Below are 15681 nucleotides of genomic sequence, written 5' to 3' on the forward strand. Positions count from 1 at the left end.
GCAAGCTGCGCCCAGGAGAACAGGGGGTCAGCGGTTCAGGACTTCTGTCCGGGACCTAAGCTTTGATGAGGCTGAGCTGCACCACGTCGGTCCGCGCGGTGCGGAAGCCGGCCTCGCAGTAGCTCAGATAGAATCGCCACAGCTTGCGGAAGCGCTCGTCGAAGCCCAGGTGCACGATCTCGTCCCAGGCCGCCTCGAACCGCCGCGCCCACTCGGCCAGCGTGTCGGCATAGTGGACCCCGAACCGGCTGATAGGACCCCATGCGAGACCCGCGCGATCCGTCGCCGCCTTGAGCCGTTCCTCTGACGGCAGCATGCCGCCTGGGAAGATGTACTTCTGGATGAAGTCGGGCGTGCGCTTGTAGTGCTCGAAGTACTCGTCGCGGATGGTGATGATCTGCAGGCCCGCCTGGCCGCCGGGCTTCAGGCTCTCGCGCACCTTGTCGAAATAGGTAGGCCAGTAGCGCTCGCCGACGGCCTCGAACATCTCGATGGAGGCGACCCGGTCGAACTGGCCGCCGACGTCGCGGTAGTCAACCAGCCGGATGTCAGCCCGCTCGTTCAGGCCCTGGCGGAACATCCGTTCCTTGGCGAACTTGAACTGCTCTTCCGAGATCGTGATGGCGGTGACCTTGGCGCCGACATCCTTCGCGGCGAACTCGGCGAAGCCGCCCCAGCCGCAACCGATCTCCAGCACGTGATGGTCACGGGCCAGGCCCATGCTCTCGCACAGGGTCCGGTACTTGCGGGCCTGGGCCTCCGACAGCTTCTCGCCGGGCTTCTCGAACCGCGCAGCGGAGTAGGTCATCGAGGAGTCGAGCCAGCGCTCGTAGAAGGCGTTCCCCAGGTCGTAGTGGGCTTGGATGTTCTTCTTCGACCCGGCGCGGCTGTTGGCGTTGCCGAAGGCGTGCTCGAGCACGTTGAGCGCCGCCATGAACCGGTTGCCGAACGACACCTTCTCGAAGCGGGCGTAGTTCGAGGCCAGCACTTCCAGCAGCACCGACAGGTCGGGCGTGTCCCACTCGCCGGCCATGTAGCCTTCGCCGAAGCCGATGGTGCCGTTCGAGATGGTGCGCTTGATGAAATCGTAGTCGTTGACGATCAGGCGCGCTTCGGGACCGGGCGTCGCGCCCTCAAGCCGAATCTCGCGGCCGTCCGGCAACACGAAGGTCATGATCCCCGTGTTCCAGTTCCGGATTATCGTCCGGGCCGCCGTTCGAAACACAAACGGCGTTCCTGAAAGGTCCGTCACGGGCGAACCTCTAACCATTCCTGACGCCCCCATACGCATGCCGAGGATAAACACCGACAGCGGTGCGCGCTATCGGATGCCCGAGGGATACGGTCAAGACACTGGTAGGGACGCGTGGCGATTGAAGTTGCTCCAATTGATCTTGACTGATCAACGGGCCGGGCGACTTAGGGCGCCACTGCCTACGCAAGGAACATCATGGCCGTCCTCACCCTGAAGAGCCGCGACCTCTCCATCGGCGACGGATGCCCCCTGGTCGTGATCGCCGGGATCAACGTCTTCGAAGACCTGGGGATGGCGCTGGAGGTCGGGCGCGAGCTCAAGACGACCTGTGCCGGTCTGGGACTGCCCTACATATTCAAAGCCAGTTTCGACAAGGCGAACCGCTCTTCGATCACCAGCTACCGCGGGCCGGGCCTGGCCGAGGGGCTGAAGATGCTGGCGGCCGTCAAGGCCGAGCTGGACGTCCCGATCTGCACCGACCTTCACGAGATTGACCAGGCGGAGCCGGTGGCCGCGGTCGCCGACCTCGTCCAGATCCCGGCCTTCCTGTGCCGCCAGACCGACCTGGTGGTCGCCACGGCCCGGGCGACAGCGGCGGCCGGGGGCCTGCTTCACGTGAAGAAGGCGCAGTTCCTGGCGCCCTGGGACACGCGAGCTATCGTCGACAAGATCCGGGACGCCACCGACGGTCAGGACCTGACCATCCTGTGCGAGCGTGGCGCCTCGTTCGGCTACAACAATCTGGTCGTCGACATGCTGGGCATCGGCCGCATGAAAGACCTGGGCGTGCCGGTGACGATCGACGCCACCCATGCCGTCCAGCTGCCGGGCGCCGACCCCCGGGGCAACAGCATCGCGACGGGCGGCCGGCGCGAGGGCGTGCCGATCATCGCCAAGGCGGCGGTGGCGGCCGGCGCCGACGGCGTTTTCCTGGAGTTCCATCCGGATCCCGACCGCGCACTGTGCGATGGACCCAGCGCGCTGCCCATGACCGACGCGGCGGGGCTGCTGGCGACGCTGAAGGCCGTGCACGAGGCGGTGCGCGCCGCTTGACCGGGCCGACAACGCGCCGCACAGGCTAGCGCCATGGATTTGGCCGCACTCCAGAGCCTGCTCGGCGCGCTCCCGGGCACCCGCGTCGCCTGCGTTGGCGACCTCATGGTCGACCGTTTCGTCTACGGCGCCGTCACGCGGGTCTCGCCCGAGGCGCCCATTCCGGTCCTGGCGCGCTCGCATGAGCTGAAGATGCTGGGCGGGGCCGGCAACGTGGCGCGAAACGTCGCCGCGCTGGGCGGGTCGGTGGCTCTCGTGGGCCTCGTCGGCGGCGACGGGGAGGGGCACGAGGCGTCACGTCTGGTCGGCGAAGAAGAGCCGGCCATCGAGGGCTACCTCGTGACCGACGCCGATCGGCCGACCACGCTGAAGACGCGTTTCGTCTCCAGCGGCCAGCAGCTGCTGCGCGTCGACCTCGAGGAGAGCCGCCCGGTCACCGGCGAGGTCGAGCAGCGGGTGATCCGGACGCTGCGCGATGCCGCGCGGGGGGCCGGCGTGATCATGATCTCGGACTACGGCAAGGGCGTCGTCACCGACGGGGTCATCGCCGCGGCGCTGGAGGCGGCCGCCGAGGCCGGCGCCAAGCTGATCGTGGATTCCAAGGCCCGGTCGTTCGCCCGCTACGGCGAGGTCGACCTGGTGAAGCCCAATGCGGCCGAGTTGTCATACGCCACCGAACTCCCCACCGAGACCGACGAGCAGATGGAAGTCGCCATCGCCCGGGCGCTCGAGCTCTGGGCGACCAAGGGCGTGCTGGTCACCCGGGCCGCCAAGGGCGTGTCGCTGGGCCTGCGCGGCCAGCCGGTCCGCCATTTCCGGACCACCGCGCGGGAGGTGTTCGACGCTTCGGGGGCCGGAGACACAGCGCTGGCCGCCCTGGGACTGGCGCTGGCGGCCAACGCCAGCCTGGACGACGCCATCGCCTTCGCCCAGCTGTCGTCAGGGGTCGCCGTCGGCAAGGCAGGCACGGCGACGGTCGGGCCGGAAGAGCTGATCGAGGCGGTGCTGTCGGCTCACTCCGCCCAGGCCGAAGGCAAGGTCGCCACAGCCCAGCGCATGGTCGAGGAGGTCGCCCGCTGGCGCGCCCAGGGCCTGCGGGTCGGCTTCACCAACGGCTGCTTCGACATCCTGCACAGGGGCCACGTGGCCTACCTGGCGCAGGCCCGCAGCTGGTGCGATCGCCTGATCGTGGGCGTGAATTCCGACGCCTCGGTCCGGGCGCTGAAAGGCGAGGGGCGACCGGTGAACGATCTGGAGTCGCGCGCCCTGGTGCTGGCCGGACTGCGCAGCGTCGACCTGGTGGCGCCGTTCGACGAAGCCACGCCCATCAAGCTGATCGAGGCGGCCCGGCCCGACGTCCTGGTCAAGGGCGCCGACTACTCCGAGGACCAGGTGGTCGGCGGCGCCGAGGTGAAATCCTGGGGCGGCATCGTGCGGCTGGCCGACATCGTCGACGGACAATCCACGACCGCCGCCATCGCGCGCATGGCGCTGAAGGAGGCGAAGGGATGAGCAGGCGGATCGTCTTCGTCACCGGCGGCGCCGGCTTCATCGGCTCGAACATCGTGGCCAAGCTCGCCGAGGATCGTTCGCTGGACCTCGTGGTGTGCGACCGCCTTCGCGAGGTCGAGACCGGCAAGTGGCGCAACCTCGCCAAGCACCCGATCGGCGACTTCGTCCACCCCGAGGACATGTTCGACTGGCTGGAGAAGCGCTGGCGCGACATCGAGCTGGTGGTCCACATGGGCGCGGTGTCGTCGACGACCGAACTCGACGCCGACAAGATCGTCCGCTCGAACTTCCAGCTCAGCCGCGACCTCTTCCGCTGGTGCGCCGACCGGCAGCGCCGGATGATCTACGCCAGTTCGGCCGCCACCTATGGCGCAGGCGAATACGGCTTCGACGACGATAACGACTACGAGGCGCTGGCCCGGCTGAAGCCACTCAACACCTACGGGTGGTCGAAGGCGTTGTTCGACCTGTTCGCCGCGCGCCAGGCGGCCCGCGACTACGCGCCGCCGCAGTGGGTGGGACTCAAGTTCTTCAACGTCTACGGGCCCAACGAGGAACATAAGCACTCGATGAAGTCGGTGGCCTCGCAGATCTGGCCCAAGGTGCGCGAGGGCCACGCCGTGCAGCTCTTCAAGAGCTATCGGCCCGACGTGGCAGATGGCGGACAGAAGCGCGACTTCGTCTACGTGCGCGACGTCGCCGACGTGACCCGCTGGCTGTTCGAAAACCCACAGGTGAACGGGATCTACAACCTGGGCTCGGGCACGGCGCGCAGCTTCGAGGACATGGCGCGCCAGGTCTTCGTTGCAGCGGGCAAGACCGCGCAGATCGAATACACGCCCATGCCGCCGGCGATCCGCGACAAGTACCAGTACTTCACCGAGGCGAAGATGCATCGGCTGGCCGCCGCCGGCTATGAACGCCCGCTCACGGGCCTGGAGGAGGGGATCGGCGACTACGTCGGGCGCTACCTCAGCCAGCCGGACCCGTACCGCTGAGCATGACGCAGGCCCCGCGACGCACGCGCTGGTGGCTCGCAGGGCTGCTCGGGCTGCTGATCGTGCTGTCGGCGGGGATCGCGGTGTTCTGGGGCGACCTGGTGTCGACGGCGCTGGACCCCAAGGTGCCCTTCCAGACCTACGATCCCCCGCCCGGACCCGACTACGCGACGAAGGCGGCCTGGCATCTGCGGCCCCAGGCGAACAACACGCTGGACGCCGACATCTTCTTCATCGCGCCCACGACCTATGACGGCGGCCGTAACTGGAACTCGCGGCTGAACGCCAAGCGGGCCAACCGGCAGTTCCAGAATGTCATGGCGCCCAACTACGTCGGTCCCTTCGTCAGCGTGGGCCGGGTCTTTGCGCCGCGCTATCGGCAGGCCAGCCTCTACAGCCTGACCACCTTGCGTGAGGACGCCCGGGAGGCGCGCCAGTTCGCCTACGGCGACGTCCGCGACGCCTTCCGCTGGTACGCCGATCAGGACAACGGCGGTCGGCCGTTCGTGCTGGTGGGCGTGGAGCAGGGCGGCACGCTGGGCCTGCGGCTTCTGACCGAGGAGATCGCTCGCGACCCGGAGTTGCGCAGCCGGCTGGTGGCCGCCTATCTTATCGACACCGTGAGCCCCGCCGACGCGCCGCCGCTCGCGACTTGCGTGAAGCGCGACCAGGCGGGCTGCCTGGCCGCGTGGGCCACGGTCTACGAGGGCGATTTCGACGCGGGCAAGCGACTGCTGGAGCGCGCCCTGGTCTGGAATACCCGCGGAGAGCTCGAGAACATCAGCCCCCGACCGGCGCTATGCTTCAACCCGATCCTGGGCGCGGTGACCGACCAGCCGGCGCCGATGCGCCTGCACCTGGGCGCCGCCAACGCCACGGGACTGGAGTGGGGCGCGCGGCCGGCGTTCATGGCCCGTCAGGTCGCGGCCCGCTGCGAGGACGGCGTGCTCCACGTGACCCGACCCCGCTCGGCGTCCCTCAAGCCTACGGGCAGTTGGGCCGACCGGCGCAAGGCTCCGGGGTTCAACCTGTTCTACGCCGACCTGGAAGCCGATGCGAAAGCCCGGCTGGCGGCGTGGCGCGCGCGGTGATTAGGTCGCGCGCAAAGAGAGGGAGCCGCCCATGACCAACCGCCAGATCGTGCTCGACCGCCTGCCCGGCGGCGAGCGCCTCGCGCCCGAACACTTCGCGCTGCAGACCGGAGAACGGCCGACGGCTGGGCCCGGCGAGGTGCTGCTGAAGACCCGCTACGTCTCGCTGGACGCCGCCAACCGCGCCTGGATGCAGGGGGCGACCTACCGCGCCGCGCTGGCGGGCGGTCAGGTGATGGCCGGCGGGGGTCTGTCGGAAGTCGTGCAGTCCAACGTCGATCACCTGAAGCCGGGCGACCTCGTGTTCGCCGACGCGGGCTGGCAGGAGTACGCGGCGCTGCCGGGCAAGCATCTGACGAAGCTGCCCGACCTGAAGCCCGAGACCCACCTGCTCAGCGTCTACGGCGTCGCGGGCCTGACCGCCTATTTCGGCTTCCTGGAGTGCGGCCAGCCCAAGGCCGGCGACACCGTCGTCATTTCGGCCGCCGCGGGCTCGGTGGGTTCGATCGTGGGTCAGATCGCCAAGATCAAGGGCTGCCGGGTGGTGGGCATCGCCGGCGGCGAGGAGAAGGGCCGCTGGCTGACCGACGAGCTCGGGTTCGACGCGGCGGTCGACTACAAGAGCCCCGAGTTCAAGCGCCAGCTGCGGGCCGCCGTGCCGGACGGGATCGACGTCTACTTCGACAACACCGGCGGCGACATCTTCGAGGCCTGCCTGTTCGCCATGAAGAACCACGGTCGCATCGCTTGCTGTGGCGCGCTCTCGTCGTACGACGGCGCGCCGCCGCCGCACGGGCCTCGCGGAATCCCGGGCCTGATCGTGACCAAGCGCCTGACGCTGCGCGGCTTCGTGGTGATGGATTTCGCCGACCAGAACGCCAAGGCCCTGGCCGATCTGCAGGGGTGGGTCGCGTCGGGCCAGCTCAAGGTCCAGGAAGACATCATCGACGGCCTGGAGAACCTGCCGAGCGCGCTCATCGGCCTGCTGGGCGGCGAGAACCGCGGCAAGCGGATGGTGCGCGTCTAGTGGCGGAGAGCCCCTTTAGCGCCACCTACGCCGTGGCCCGCAGCAAGTTTCTGGATGCGGCCCAGGCGGCGGGCGCCTCGATCGCCAGCTACGGCCATCCCGAAAGGGGGCCTGATAGTGGGGAACTGGCCACGGACACGGCCTGGATCGGGCCCGCCGACGCGCAGGCTGTTCTGGTCCTGGTGTCGGCCACCCATGGGGTCGAGGGCCACTGTGGCTCGGGCGCCCAGGTCGACTGGCTCCGGCGCGGGGAGGCGGCCCACATCCCGACCGGCGGCGCCGTCCTGCTGATCCACGCCATCAACCCCTACGGCTTCGCCTGGAGCCGGCGGGTGACGCACGAGAACGTCGACCTGAACCGCAACTTCATCGACTTCGCCAGGCCGCTGCCCGCCAATCCGGCCTACGACGCGCTGGCGCACGCCGTGAAGCCGCAGGCCTGGACCGAAGACGCCCGCAACCGGTCCCGAGCCGAACTGCTGGCCTATGCGCGGGAGCACGGCTTCCCGGCGCTGGTCCAGGCGATGTCGGGCGGCCAGTACGCGCATCCCGACGGGATCTTCTACGGTGGAGCGACGCCCACGTGGTCACGTCGCACGCTGGAGGCGATCTTCCGCGAGCGGCTCTCGGCGGCCCGCGATATCGGTATCGTCGACTACCACACCGGCCTCGGCCCCGAGGGCTATGCCGAGCAGATCGTCAGCGCCTTGCCCAGCTCCGACGAGTATCGCCGCGCCGCGCAGTGGCACGGTCTGGCCGTCGCCAGCCAGAGCGGCGGCGAGTCGGTCTCGGCCAAGCTGGCCGGCGACTGGCTGGACGCCGCGCCGAAGCTCCTGGCCCACGCGCGGGTGACCGGGATCGCACTGGAGTACGGCACGGTCGCGACCGCCGAGGTCCTGGAAGCCCTGCGAGCCGACAACTGGCTGCACGCCCACGGCGACCCGCTGAGCCCCGAGGGCCAGGCGATCAAGGCCCAGGTGCGCGACGCCTTCTACGTCGATACGGACGTCTGGCGCGGCATGGTCCTGGGCCAGTCCCTGATCGCGGTGCGCCAGGCGCTGGCGGGCCTGGCGCGGGCGCTGGGCTAGCCGATGTCGAGTTCCGGCCGCACCTCGATGGTGCCGTGCCGGGCCATCGGGATGCCCTGGGCGATCCGCAGGGCTTCGTCCCCGTCGGCGGCCTCGATGAAGATGAAGCCGCACAGCACTTCCTTGGTCTCGGCGAACGGGCCGTCGACCACCAGAGGCTTGCCCTGGCGCACGCGCACGCTGCGCGCGGTCGTCACGCTCTGCAGCGCCGAAGCGGCGAGGAAGTGGCCGGCCTTCTCCAGGTCCTGGTCGTAGGCGAGGGAGTCGCGGTCCAGTGCGGCCCGCTCGTGAGCGGTCAGACGCGAGAGGGCGTCGGGTTCGGCGTAGACGAGGCAGATGAACTTCACGGCAGGCTCCACGTGGGGTTCCGCCCAAGGTCGAATGGCGCGGGCGCGATCCGACATTTTCGTCAGCCGGCGTCGCGCAGGGCGAGGCCCGCCCTCCAGTCGAACAGTTCCGACAGGATGTTGAGCGCCTTGCCGCGCTCGGAAGTCATGCCCGGATCGCGGTTGACGATCAGCCGCGCGTCGTCCCCGGCCGTCGCGATCAGGTCGCGGTGGATGAACGGGTCGGCGAAGACGTAGTCGGGCAGCCCACTCTGGCGCAGGCCCAGGGCGTCCCCGCCGCCGCGCAGCTCCAGGTCCTTCTCGGCGATGACGAACCCGTCGTCGGTGCGCCGCAGGATGTCGAGCCGCTGTTGCGCGGTCTCGCTGAGCGGCGGATCGTAGAGCAGGACGCACGCGCTTTCGCGGCGACCACGGCCCACTCGGCCGCGCAACTGGTGCAGCTGCGCCAGGCCGAACCGCTCGGCCTGCTCGATCACCATGATGGTGGCGTTGGGCACATTGACGCCCACCTCGACGACCGTGGTGGCCACCAGCACCGAGATCCGCCCGTCGGCGAAATCGGCCATGACGGCGTCCTTCTCGGCGCCGCTGAGCTGGCCGTGGACGAGGCCCACCTGGTTTCCGAGCACCTTGCGCAGCGCGATCGCCCGCATCTCTGCGGCCGCCAGGTCGCTGACCTCGGACTCCGAGACGAGGGGACAGATCCAGAAGGCCTGGGCGCCGCCGGTCACCGCGTCGCGCAGGCGCCCGACGATCTCGTCCAGCCGCGGCATGGGCACGGCGCGGGTGGCGACCGGCGTACGCCCCGGCGGCTTCTCGTCGATGCGGCTGACGTCCAAGTCGCCATACATCGTCAGTTCCAGCGTGCGCGGGATGGGCGTGGCGGACATCGCCGCCAGGTGCACGGCATGGCCCTTCGCCTGCAGTCGTTGCCGCTCGGCCACGCCGAACCGGTGCTGTTCGTCGATAACGACCAGCTCCAGTTTGTGGAACGCGACCTCGTCCTGAAACAGGGCGTGGGTGCCAACCGCGACTTGCGCCGCGCCGCTGGCCAGCGCCCGAAGCTTCTCGGCTCGCGCGGCGCCCTTGTCGCGCCCGGTCAGCAGCACCACGCCGATCCCATGCGCGGCCAGCGGCGCGGACAGGGTCTCGAAGTGCTGGCGCGCCAGGATCTCGGTCGGCGCCATCAGAGCGCTCTGGCCGCCCGCTTCCGCGACATCGGCCATCGCCAGCATCGCGACCACCGTCTTGCCCGAGCCCACGTCGCCCTGGATCAGGCGGCTCATCCGTTCGCCGGCCTGGAAATTGGCGTGCACGTCGGCCAGCGCGCGCTCCTGGGCTCCGGTCAGCGCGAAGGGCAGATCGGCGCGGACCCTACGGGCGAGTTCCCCGGTCGGAATCGTGGGCGCAGGCTCGCGTCGGCGAGCCGCCTTGCGCTGGGCCATCGCCAGCTGGTGGGCCAGCAACTCGTCATAGGCCAGCCGTCGGCGATGGACGCTGAGCGGCGAGAGGTCGGCGTCGCTCTCGGGATGGTGCATGCGCACCAGCGCCTCGCGCCACGTCGGAAACCGCTCGCGGGCGACGAACGCTGGATCCTGCCATTCCGGTAGGTCGGGCGCGTGCGCCAGCGCCTCCAGGGCAAAGCCGCGCACCCGGCGCGGCGGCAGGCCCTCGGTCGCTGGGTAGATCGCCTCGACCTCGGGGATCTCCTCGGCCTTGGCCGGGTCGACCATGTAGTCCGGGTGGACCATCTGTCGGCCGAACTTTGTCTCCTCGACACGGCCTGAGACGAGGCGGCGCGCGCCCACGGGATGGCGCTGCTCCAGCTGGCCGCCAAACCCGCCGAAGAAGGCCAGGGTGAGAAAGCCCGTCTCGTCAGTCACCCGGACGCGCCACGGCTGGGCGTTGGTGCGCGGGCGCTGGAAGTCGTTGATGACGACGTCGAAGGTCATGACCTGGCCGTCGATGGCGTCGGCAAGCGTCCCGGTCGTGCGGCGGACGACCGAATGCGGTCGCAGCCATAGGACGTCGCGCACGATCGGCCCCGCCACGCGCTCGAGCAGGGGCGCGACGCGGGGGCCGACCCCCTTCAGGGTCGTGATCGGCGAATAGAGCGAGAACAGAATCTCCGGCCGCATGACTGCACCATAGCCTTCCGGCGAGAGCCCGCGCATCATGCGCCGTACGCACCGGCCGCGCGCCGGGCCAGAGTTGGGGGCAGGGATGCGAGCAGGGGCTCTTGGCGCGGCGCTGGCCGCGATGATCTTGGTGGGCTGCAGTTCAGGCGCGCCCGACGAGAACGTCGCCGCCGTCGTGGGCGGGGAAACGATCACCATCGCGGAACTGGATCGCGAGCTGGCCATCTCGGGCGTCGCCAAGGCGACCGATCCCGCGGTGCGCAAGGCTGCGCTGGAGGACATCGTCCTGCGCAAGTTGCTGGCGAAGGCCGCACGGGCCGAAGGCCTCGGCAAGTCTCCCGAGGCGCAGGAGGCCAAGCGGATCGCCGACGAGTCGTTCGACGCAAATCTGGAGCGGATAGACATCATCGCGAAGACGCCCAAGCCGACCGCAGCCGAGGTCAAGGCGTTCATCGCGGCTAGGCCGGAGCAGTTCGCGCGCCGCACCGGCTACCTGATCGATCAGCTGCAGGTGGCCCAGGCTCACACGCCCGACATGGTCGCTGCGTTCCTCCCGACCAAGACGCTGGAGGAGGCCGAGGCGGTGCTGAAGGCCCGGCAGATGACCTACCGTCGCGTCGTGCTGCCCATGGATACGCTGCGCACCGATCCCCGGCTGTCGGCCGCCGTCGCCAAGGTGCCCGCCGGAGAGCCGTTCGTGCTTCCCGGATCCGGCAGCTTCACCATCAATCGAATCCGCGGCTCGCAGGTCCGGCCGGTCACCGGGCCCGAGGCCGAAGCGATCGCGCGCGAGATGATCCAGTCCGAGCGGATCAACAAGGCGCTTAAGGATCACATCGACGCACTTCGCAAGGAGCAGGTGATCTACGGTCCCGCCTTTGCAACCGCGACAAGGGCCGCCGCGCCGCCGACCTGACGAGTTCCGCTGGCGCGCCGGCGCCGGGGGCCCTATATGCGCTCGTCTCCGAATGAGCACCGACGAAGCACGCCTTAAGAAACTGAAGCTGCGCGCATGGCGCCGAGGCTTCAGGGAAGCGGACCTCATTCTGGGGCCGTTCGCGGATCTGCACGTCTCGACGTTCGCGCCCGACGAACTCGACTGGTTCGAGGGACTGCTCGACGTGCCGGACCAGGATCTCTACGGCTGGATCCTTGAGCGCGAGCCGACCCCCGCCGAGTACGATGGCCCGTTGATGAATAAACTCAAGGCCTTCCGCGATCAGGCCTACAAGGGCATTTCCCCCAAGGGTCAGGCCGGTGGCTGACGGCAATCGGCCCTCTGGCCCGGCCCTGATGCGCCGGGTGGCCGACGATCCCGGCCGCCTCGATCTGGTGGGCGCGCCCGAGGGGTTCGACGCCCTGGTGATGGCCGACCTGATCAAGGCGCGCAAAGGCCTGTCGGTGTTCGTGGCCCGCGACGCCGCGCGCCTGTCGGCTTTCGCCGACGCCTTCGCCTTCTTCGGCCAGGGCGTCGAGGTGCTGACGTTTCCGGGGTGGGACTGCCTGCCGTACGACCGGATCGGCCCCTCGGCCGGGGTCGCCGCGCAGCGCATGGCGACGCTGTCGCGGCTGGGGCAGGGGCTGGACGACAAGCCGCGCCTTCTGATCACCACCGTGCCTGCCCTGATTCAGCGTGTGCCCCCCAAGGTCGCGGTCCAGCGCGCTAGCTACTCGGCCAAGGTGGGCAACTCGGTCGATATCGCCGAGGTCGAACGCTATTTCGCCGTCAACGGCTACAGCCGCGCCTCCACCGTGTCGGAGAAAGGCGAGTTCGCCATTCGCGGCGGGGTGATCGACGTCTACCCGTCCTCGGCCGATGAGCCGGTGCGTCTGGACCTGTTCGGCGACACGCTGGAAAGCATCCGCGCCTTCGATCCCGAAACTCAGCGCTCGACGAAGCAGCTTCGCGAGATCTCGCTGCTGCCGGTCAGCGAGGCGTTGCTCGACAAAGAGGCGGTGAGCCGCTTCCGCACCGGCTATCTGGAGACGTTCGGCGCGCCGGGCGGCGATCCGCTATACGACACCATCTCCGAAGGCGGTCGCCGCGCGGGCATGGAGCACTACCTGCCGCTGTTCTATGCGGACCTGGCGACGCTGTTCGACTACCTGCCCGCCAAGACCGCCATCGCCCTGGATCACCTGGCCCGCGACGCCCGTGACGAGCGGCTGGCGATGGTGGAAGACGCCTACGACGCCCGGGCCAACACCGAACGGAAGTCGCACTACCATCCGCTGGAGCCCTCGCGACTCTACCTCGACGCGGCCGAATGGGACGAGCAGCTGAAGGTTCGGCCCGTCCGCCGGTTCTCAGCGTTCAACGAGGCCGAAGGCGAGGCCGTTGTCGACATGGGCGCGCGGGCCGGGCGCAACTTCTCGGCGGAGCGGAAGCTCGACAGCGTCAACCTGTTCGAGGCCACGGTCGATCACGCCAACAATATCTCGGCCGACGGCAAGCGCGTGCTGTTCGCCTCGTGGTCCGACGGCTCGTCCGACCGGCTCAGCCATATGCTGGCCGACCATGGCCTGAAGACCCTGCCGCTCGCGCCCTACTGGGACGCCGCAAAAGCGGCCGATCCCAAGAAGCCGCAGCGCGTCGTCCTGCCGCTCGACGCCGGCTTCGAGACCGACACGCTGGCGGTCATCTCCGAGACCGACATCCTGGGCGACCGACTGGCGCGCCCGCGCAAGCGCCGGCGGGCCGCGAACTTCCTGGCCGAAGCCTCGGCGCTGACGCCCGGCGACCTGGTCGTCCACATCGACCATGGCATCGGCCGCTACGAGGGCCTGAAGACCCTCGACGTCCAGGGCGCGCCGCACGACACCCTGGAGTTGCAGTACGGCGGCGAGGCCAAGCTGTACCTGCCGGTCGAGAACATCGACCTGCTCACTCGCTACGGCGCCGACAGCGAGGGCGTGCAGCTCGACCGCCTGGGCGGCGCGGCGTGGCAGGCGCGCAAGGCCAAGGCGAAGGAACGGCTGCGCGAGATGGCCGGCGGCCTCATTCGCATCGCCGCCGAACGCGCCACCAAGAGCACCGACCCGGTCGAGCCGCCCAGCGGCCTCTTCGACGAGTTTTGCGCCCGCTTCCCCTACGAGGAGACCGAGGACCAACTCAACGCCATCGGCGACGTGCTGGAAGACCTGGGCGCCGGACGGCCGATGGATCGCCTGATCTGCGGCGACGTGGGCTTCGGCAAGACCGAAGTCGCCCTGCGCGCCGCCTTCGTGGTGGCCATGAGCGGCCAGCAGGTGGCGATCGTGGCGCCGACGACGCTGTTGGCGCGCCAGCACTACAAGACCTTCTCCGAACGGTTCGAAGGGTGGCCGGTTCGGGTGCGCCGTCTGTCTCGCCTGGTGCCTGCCAAGGAGCAGGCCGAGACTCGTGACGGCCTTTCGAAGGGCGAGGTCGAGATCGTCATCGGGACCCACGCGGTGCTCTCGCAGCAAGTCAGCTTCAAGAATCTGGGCCTGGTGATCGTCGACGAGGAGCAGCACTTCGGGGTCAAGCACAAGGAGAAGCTCAAAGAGCTTCGCGCCGACGTGCACATGCTGACGCTCACCGCCACGCCGATCCCGCGCACGCTGCAGATGTCGCTCTCGGGCATCCGGGAAATGTCGATCATCGCCACCCCGCCGGTCGACCGTCTGGCGGTGCGCACCTACATCACGCCCTGGGACCCGGTCGTCATCCGCGAGGCGTTGCTGCGCGAGAAGTACCGCGGCGGCCAGGCCTACTTCGTGTGCCCCCGCATCAGCGACCTGCCCGATCTCGAGCGGTTCATCCGCGAGCAGGTGCCCGAGGTGAAGTTCGTGGTGGGCCACGGCCAGATGGCCCCGACCCAGCTCGAAGAGGTGATGACCGCCTTTTACGACGGCCAGTACGACGTCCTGCTGTCGACGACGATCGTCGAGAGCGGCCTGGATATCCCGACCGCCAACACCATGATCATCCACCGCGCCGACATGTTCGGCCTGGCTCAGATGTACCAGCTGCGGGGCCGGGTGGGACGCTCGAAGGCGCGGGCCTACGCCTACCTGACAACGCCGGCCGAAAAGCAGATCACGTTGTCGGCCGAGAAGCGACTGAAGGTGCTGCAGTCGCTGGACAGCCTGGGCGCCGGCTTCCAGCTGGCCAGCCACGACCTGGACCAGCGCGGCGGCGGCAACCTGCTGGGCGAGGAACAGTCGGGCCACATCCGCGAGATCGGCGTCGAGCTGTATCAGCAGATGCTGGAGGATGCGGTCAACGAGCTGAAGGCCCTGGTCGACGCTGGCGAAGTCCCCGACCGCGGCTGGTCTCCGCAGATCAATACCGGCGCCGCCGTGCTCATCCCGGACGACTATGTGCCGGATCTCACGGTCCGTCTGTCGCTTTACCGCCGCCTCTCAGAGGCCGAGAAGGCGCAGGACCGCGAGGCCCTGGCCGCCGAACTCATCGACCGCTTCGGCCCGCTGCCGCCCGAGGCCGACCAGCTGCTCAAGGTGGTGGCGATCAAGGGCCTGTGCCGCGAGGCCAACGTCGCAAAGATCGACGTCGGGCCGAAGGGCGCTGTGGTGAGCTTCCGGAACGACGTCTTCAAGAATCCGGGAAACCTGGTCGCCTTCCTGGCGAAGAACCAGATCGCCTGGCGGCTTCGGCCGGACAACAAGGTGGTGGTCAAAGGCGAATGGGAAACGCCCAAACAGCGCCTCGATGCCGCCGAGAAAGTGCTCGCCGAGCTGGCCAGGCTGGCCGCTTAGCTCTGAAAAGGAATGCGCCGATGCGCCGTGTTGTGTCCCTGCTCGCCCTGACCGCTGCGCTGGTCGGGGGCGTCGGCCCCGCCGCGGCCCAGGCCCCGCTGACCGCCGACCAGGCCGACGTGCGCTGCCTGATGGTCATGCAGGTCGTGGCCCGCGATCCGAAGGTGAAGGAGCAGGGCGCGAAGGGCGTGATCTTCTACACAGGCCGGCTTTCGGGGCGTGGCGCGGTGTCCCGCATCGAGGCGATCGTCAAGGCCGAGGCGGCCAAGATGTCGCCTCAGCAGGCGAAGATCGAACTGCAGCGCTGCTCCAACGATATCAATGCCCGGGGCCAGGAGCTCAACGCCGTCAATCAACGCCTCGCGGCGTCTGCCAGGCCGGCCGCCGCCAAGAAGTAGAGCTCTGGCGCAACGCTGTTCGTCGGCGCATCCT

The 15681-nt window shown here is 69.0% G+C and carries 13 protein-coding genes; 10 read left to right on the top strand and 3 right to left on the bottom strand.

Annotation, left to right across the window (positions count from 1 at the left end; translation table 11 throughout):
- Nucleotides 1–55: 55 nt before the first annotated feature.
- Complete coding sequence (locus ACQ66R_RS00915) at nt 56–1270, bottom strand: class I SAM-dependent methyltransferase (RefSeq protein WP_430418411.1); 1215 nt, start codon at nt 1268–1270, stop codon at nt 56–58.
- A gap of 180 nt (nt 1271–1450) precedes the next feature.
- On the opposite strand from ACQ66R_RS00915, the gene kdsA reads away from it, so the two are divergent.
- The 6 genes from kdsA to ACQ66R_RS00945 are packed head-to-tail and all read left to right on the top strand — an operon-like array spanning nt 1451 to nt 8024.
- Nucleotides 1451–2308 (top strand): 3-deoxy-8-phosphooctulonate synthase, encoded by an 858-nt coding sequence (kdsA, locus tag ACQ66R_RS00920; protein WP_430418413.1) that lies wholly within the window; start codon nt 1451–1453, stop codon nt 2306–2308.
- Between the two features lie 33 nt (nt 2309–2341).
- Nucleotides 2342–3820, top strand: a complete 1479-nt coding sequence (gene rfaE2 / locus ACQ66R_RS00925) for a D-glycero-beta-D-manno-heptose 1-phosphate adenylyltransferase (protein ID WP_430418415.1) — start codon at nt 2342–2344, stop codon at nt 3818–3820.
- The gene (gene rfaD / locus ACQ66R_RS00930) at nt 3817–4818 is read left to right on the top strand and encodes an ADP-glyceromanno-heptose 6-epimerase (protein ID WP_430418417.1); all 1002 of its coding nucleotides are present in this window, start codon (nt 3817–3819) and stop codon (nt 4816–4818) included. The genes rfaE2 and rfaD overlap by 4 nt, the downstream gene beginning before the upstream one ends.
- Before the next feature lie 2 nt (nt 4819–4820).
- On the top strand, nt 4821–5909 hold the full coding sequence (locus ACQ66R_RS00935; protein ID WP_430418419.1) for a DUF3089 domain-containing protein: 1089 nt from the start codon (nt 4821–4823) through the stop codon (nt 5907–5909).
- Nucleotides 5910–5940: 31 nt separating this feature from the next.
- The gene (locus ACQ66R_RS00940; RefSeq protein ID WP_430418420.1) at nt 5941–6936 is read left to right on the top strand and encodes an NADP-dependent oxidoreductase; all 996 of its coding nucleotides are present in this window, start codon (nt 5941–5943) and stop codon (nt 6934–6936) included.
- Nucleotides 6936–8024 carry a M14 family metallopeptidase gene (locus ACQ66R_RS00945; RefSeq protein ID WP_430418422.1) on the top strand — a complete coding sequence of 363 codons (1089 nt, stop codon included), beginning with the start codon at nt 6936–6938 and terminating at the stop codon, nt 8022–8024. The genes ACQ66R_RS00940 and ACQ66R_RS00945 overlap by 1 nt, the downstream gene beginning before the upstream one ends.
- Here ACQ66R_RS00945 and ACQ66R_RS00950 read toward each other — a convergent pair.
- Both ACQ66R_RS00950 and recG read right to left on the bottom strand, forming a co-directional pair.
- Entirely contained in the window at nt 8021–8371 is a 351-nt protein-coding gene (locus tag ACQ66R_RS00950) for a YciI family protein (protein WP_430418424.1), read from the bottom strand. The genes ACQ66R_RS00945 and ACQ66R_RS00950 overlap by 4 nt on opposite strands.
- Nucleotides 8372–8433: 62 nt before the next feature.
- A complete protein-coding gene (gene recG / locus ACQ66R_RS00955; RefSeq protein WP_430418425.1) occupies nt 8434–10509 on the bottom strand; it encodes an ATP-dependent DNA helicase RecG in 2076 nt (691 codons plus the stop codon).
- 85 nt (nt 10510–10594) lie between these two features.
- Here recG and ACQ66R_RS00960 point away from each other — a divergent pair, with 85 nt between their 5' ends.
- The 4 genes from ACQ66R_RS00960 to ACQ66R_RS00975 are packed head-to-tail and all read left to right on the top strand — an operon-like array spanning nt 10595 to nt 15647.
- Nucleotides 10595–11425, top strand: a complete 831-nt coding sequence (locus tag ACQ66R_RS00960; protein WP_430418427.1) for a hypothetical protein — start codon at nt 10595–10597, stop codon at nt 11423–11425.
- 52 nt (nt 11426–11477) lie between these two features.
- Nucleotides 11478–11774: a succinate dehydrogenase assembly factor 2 gene (locus tag ACQ66R_RS00965; RefSeq protein ID WP_430418429.1), complete on the top strand. Its 297-nt coding sequence runs from the start codon at nt 11478–11480 to the stop codon at nt 11772–11774.
- A 28-nt stretch (nt 11775–11802) separates the two neighbouring features.
- Nucleotides 11803–15249 (top strand): transcription-repair coupling factor, encoded by a 3447-nt coding sequence (gene mfd, locus ACQ66R_RS00970; protein ID WP_430426177.1) that lies wholly within the window; start codon nt 11803–11805, stop codon nt 15247–15249.
- Nucleotides 15250–15269: 20 nt separating this feature from the next.
- Nucleotides 15270–15647 carry a hypothetical protein gene (locus ACQ66R_RS00975; protein WP_430418431.1) on the top strand — a complete coding sequence of 126 codons (378 nt, stop codon included), beginning with the start codon at nt 15270–15272 and terminating at the stop codon, nt 15645–15647.
- The last annotated feature ends 34 nt before the right edge of the window (nt 15648–15681 follow it).

Origin of the sequence: Phenylobacterium sp. (assembly GCF_965284355.1) — a bacterium.
GTDB lineage: Bacteria > Pseudomonadota > Alphaproteobacteria > Caulobacterales > Caulobacteraceae > Phenylobacterium.

Bases quoted from the DNA above. Each gene is read 5' to 3' on its own strand.
- ACQ66R_RS00965 (WP_430418429.1), top strand. From the start codon at position 11,478: ATGAGCACCGACGAAGCACGCCTTAAGAAACTGAAGCTGCGCGCATGG.
- mfd (WP_430426177.1), top strand. From the start codon at position 11,803: ATGCGCCGGGTGGCCGACGATCCCGGCCGCCTCGATCTGGTGGGCGCG.
- ACQ66R_RS00960 (WP_430418427.1), top strand. From the start codon at position 10,595: ATGCGAGCAGGGGCTCTTGGCGCGGCGCTGGCCGCGATGATCTTGGTG.
- rfaD (WP_430418417.1), top strand. From the start codon at position 3,817: ATGAGCAGGCGGATCGTCTTCGTCACCGGCGGCGCCGGCTTCATCGGC.
- ACQ66R_RS00915 (WP_430418411.1), bottom strand. From the start codon at position 1,270: ATGGTTAGAGGTTCGCCCGTGACGGACCTTTCAGGAACGCCGTTTGTG.
- kdsA (WP_430418413.1), top strand. From the start codon at position 1,451: ATGGCCGTCCTCACCCTGAAGAGCCGCGACCTCTCCATCGGCGACGGA.
- recG (WP_430418425.1), bottom strand. From the start codon at position 10,509: ATGCGGCCGGAGATTCTGTTCTCGCTCTATTCGCCGATCACGACCCTG.
- ACQ66R_RS00940 (WP_430418420.1), top strand. From the start codon at position 5,941: ATGACCAACCGCCAGATCGTGCTCGACCGCCTGCCCGGCGGCGAGCGC.
- ACQ66R_RS00975 (WP_430418431.1), top strand. From the start codon at position 15,270: ATGCGCCGTGTTGTGTCCCTGCTCGCCCTGACCGCTGCGCTGGTCGGG.
- ACQ66R_RS00935 (WP_430418419.1), top strand. From the start codon at position 4,821: ATGACGCAGGCCCCGCGACGCACGCGCTGGTGGCTCGCAGGGCTGCTC.
- rfaE2 (WP_430418415.1), top strand. From the start codon at position 2,342: ATGGATTTGGCCGCACTCCAGAGCCTGCTCGGCGCGCTCCCGGGCACC.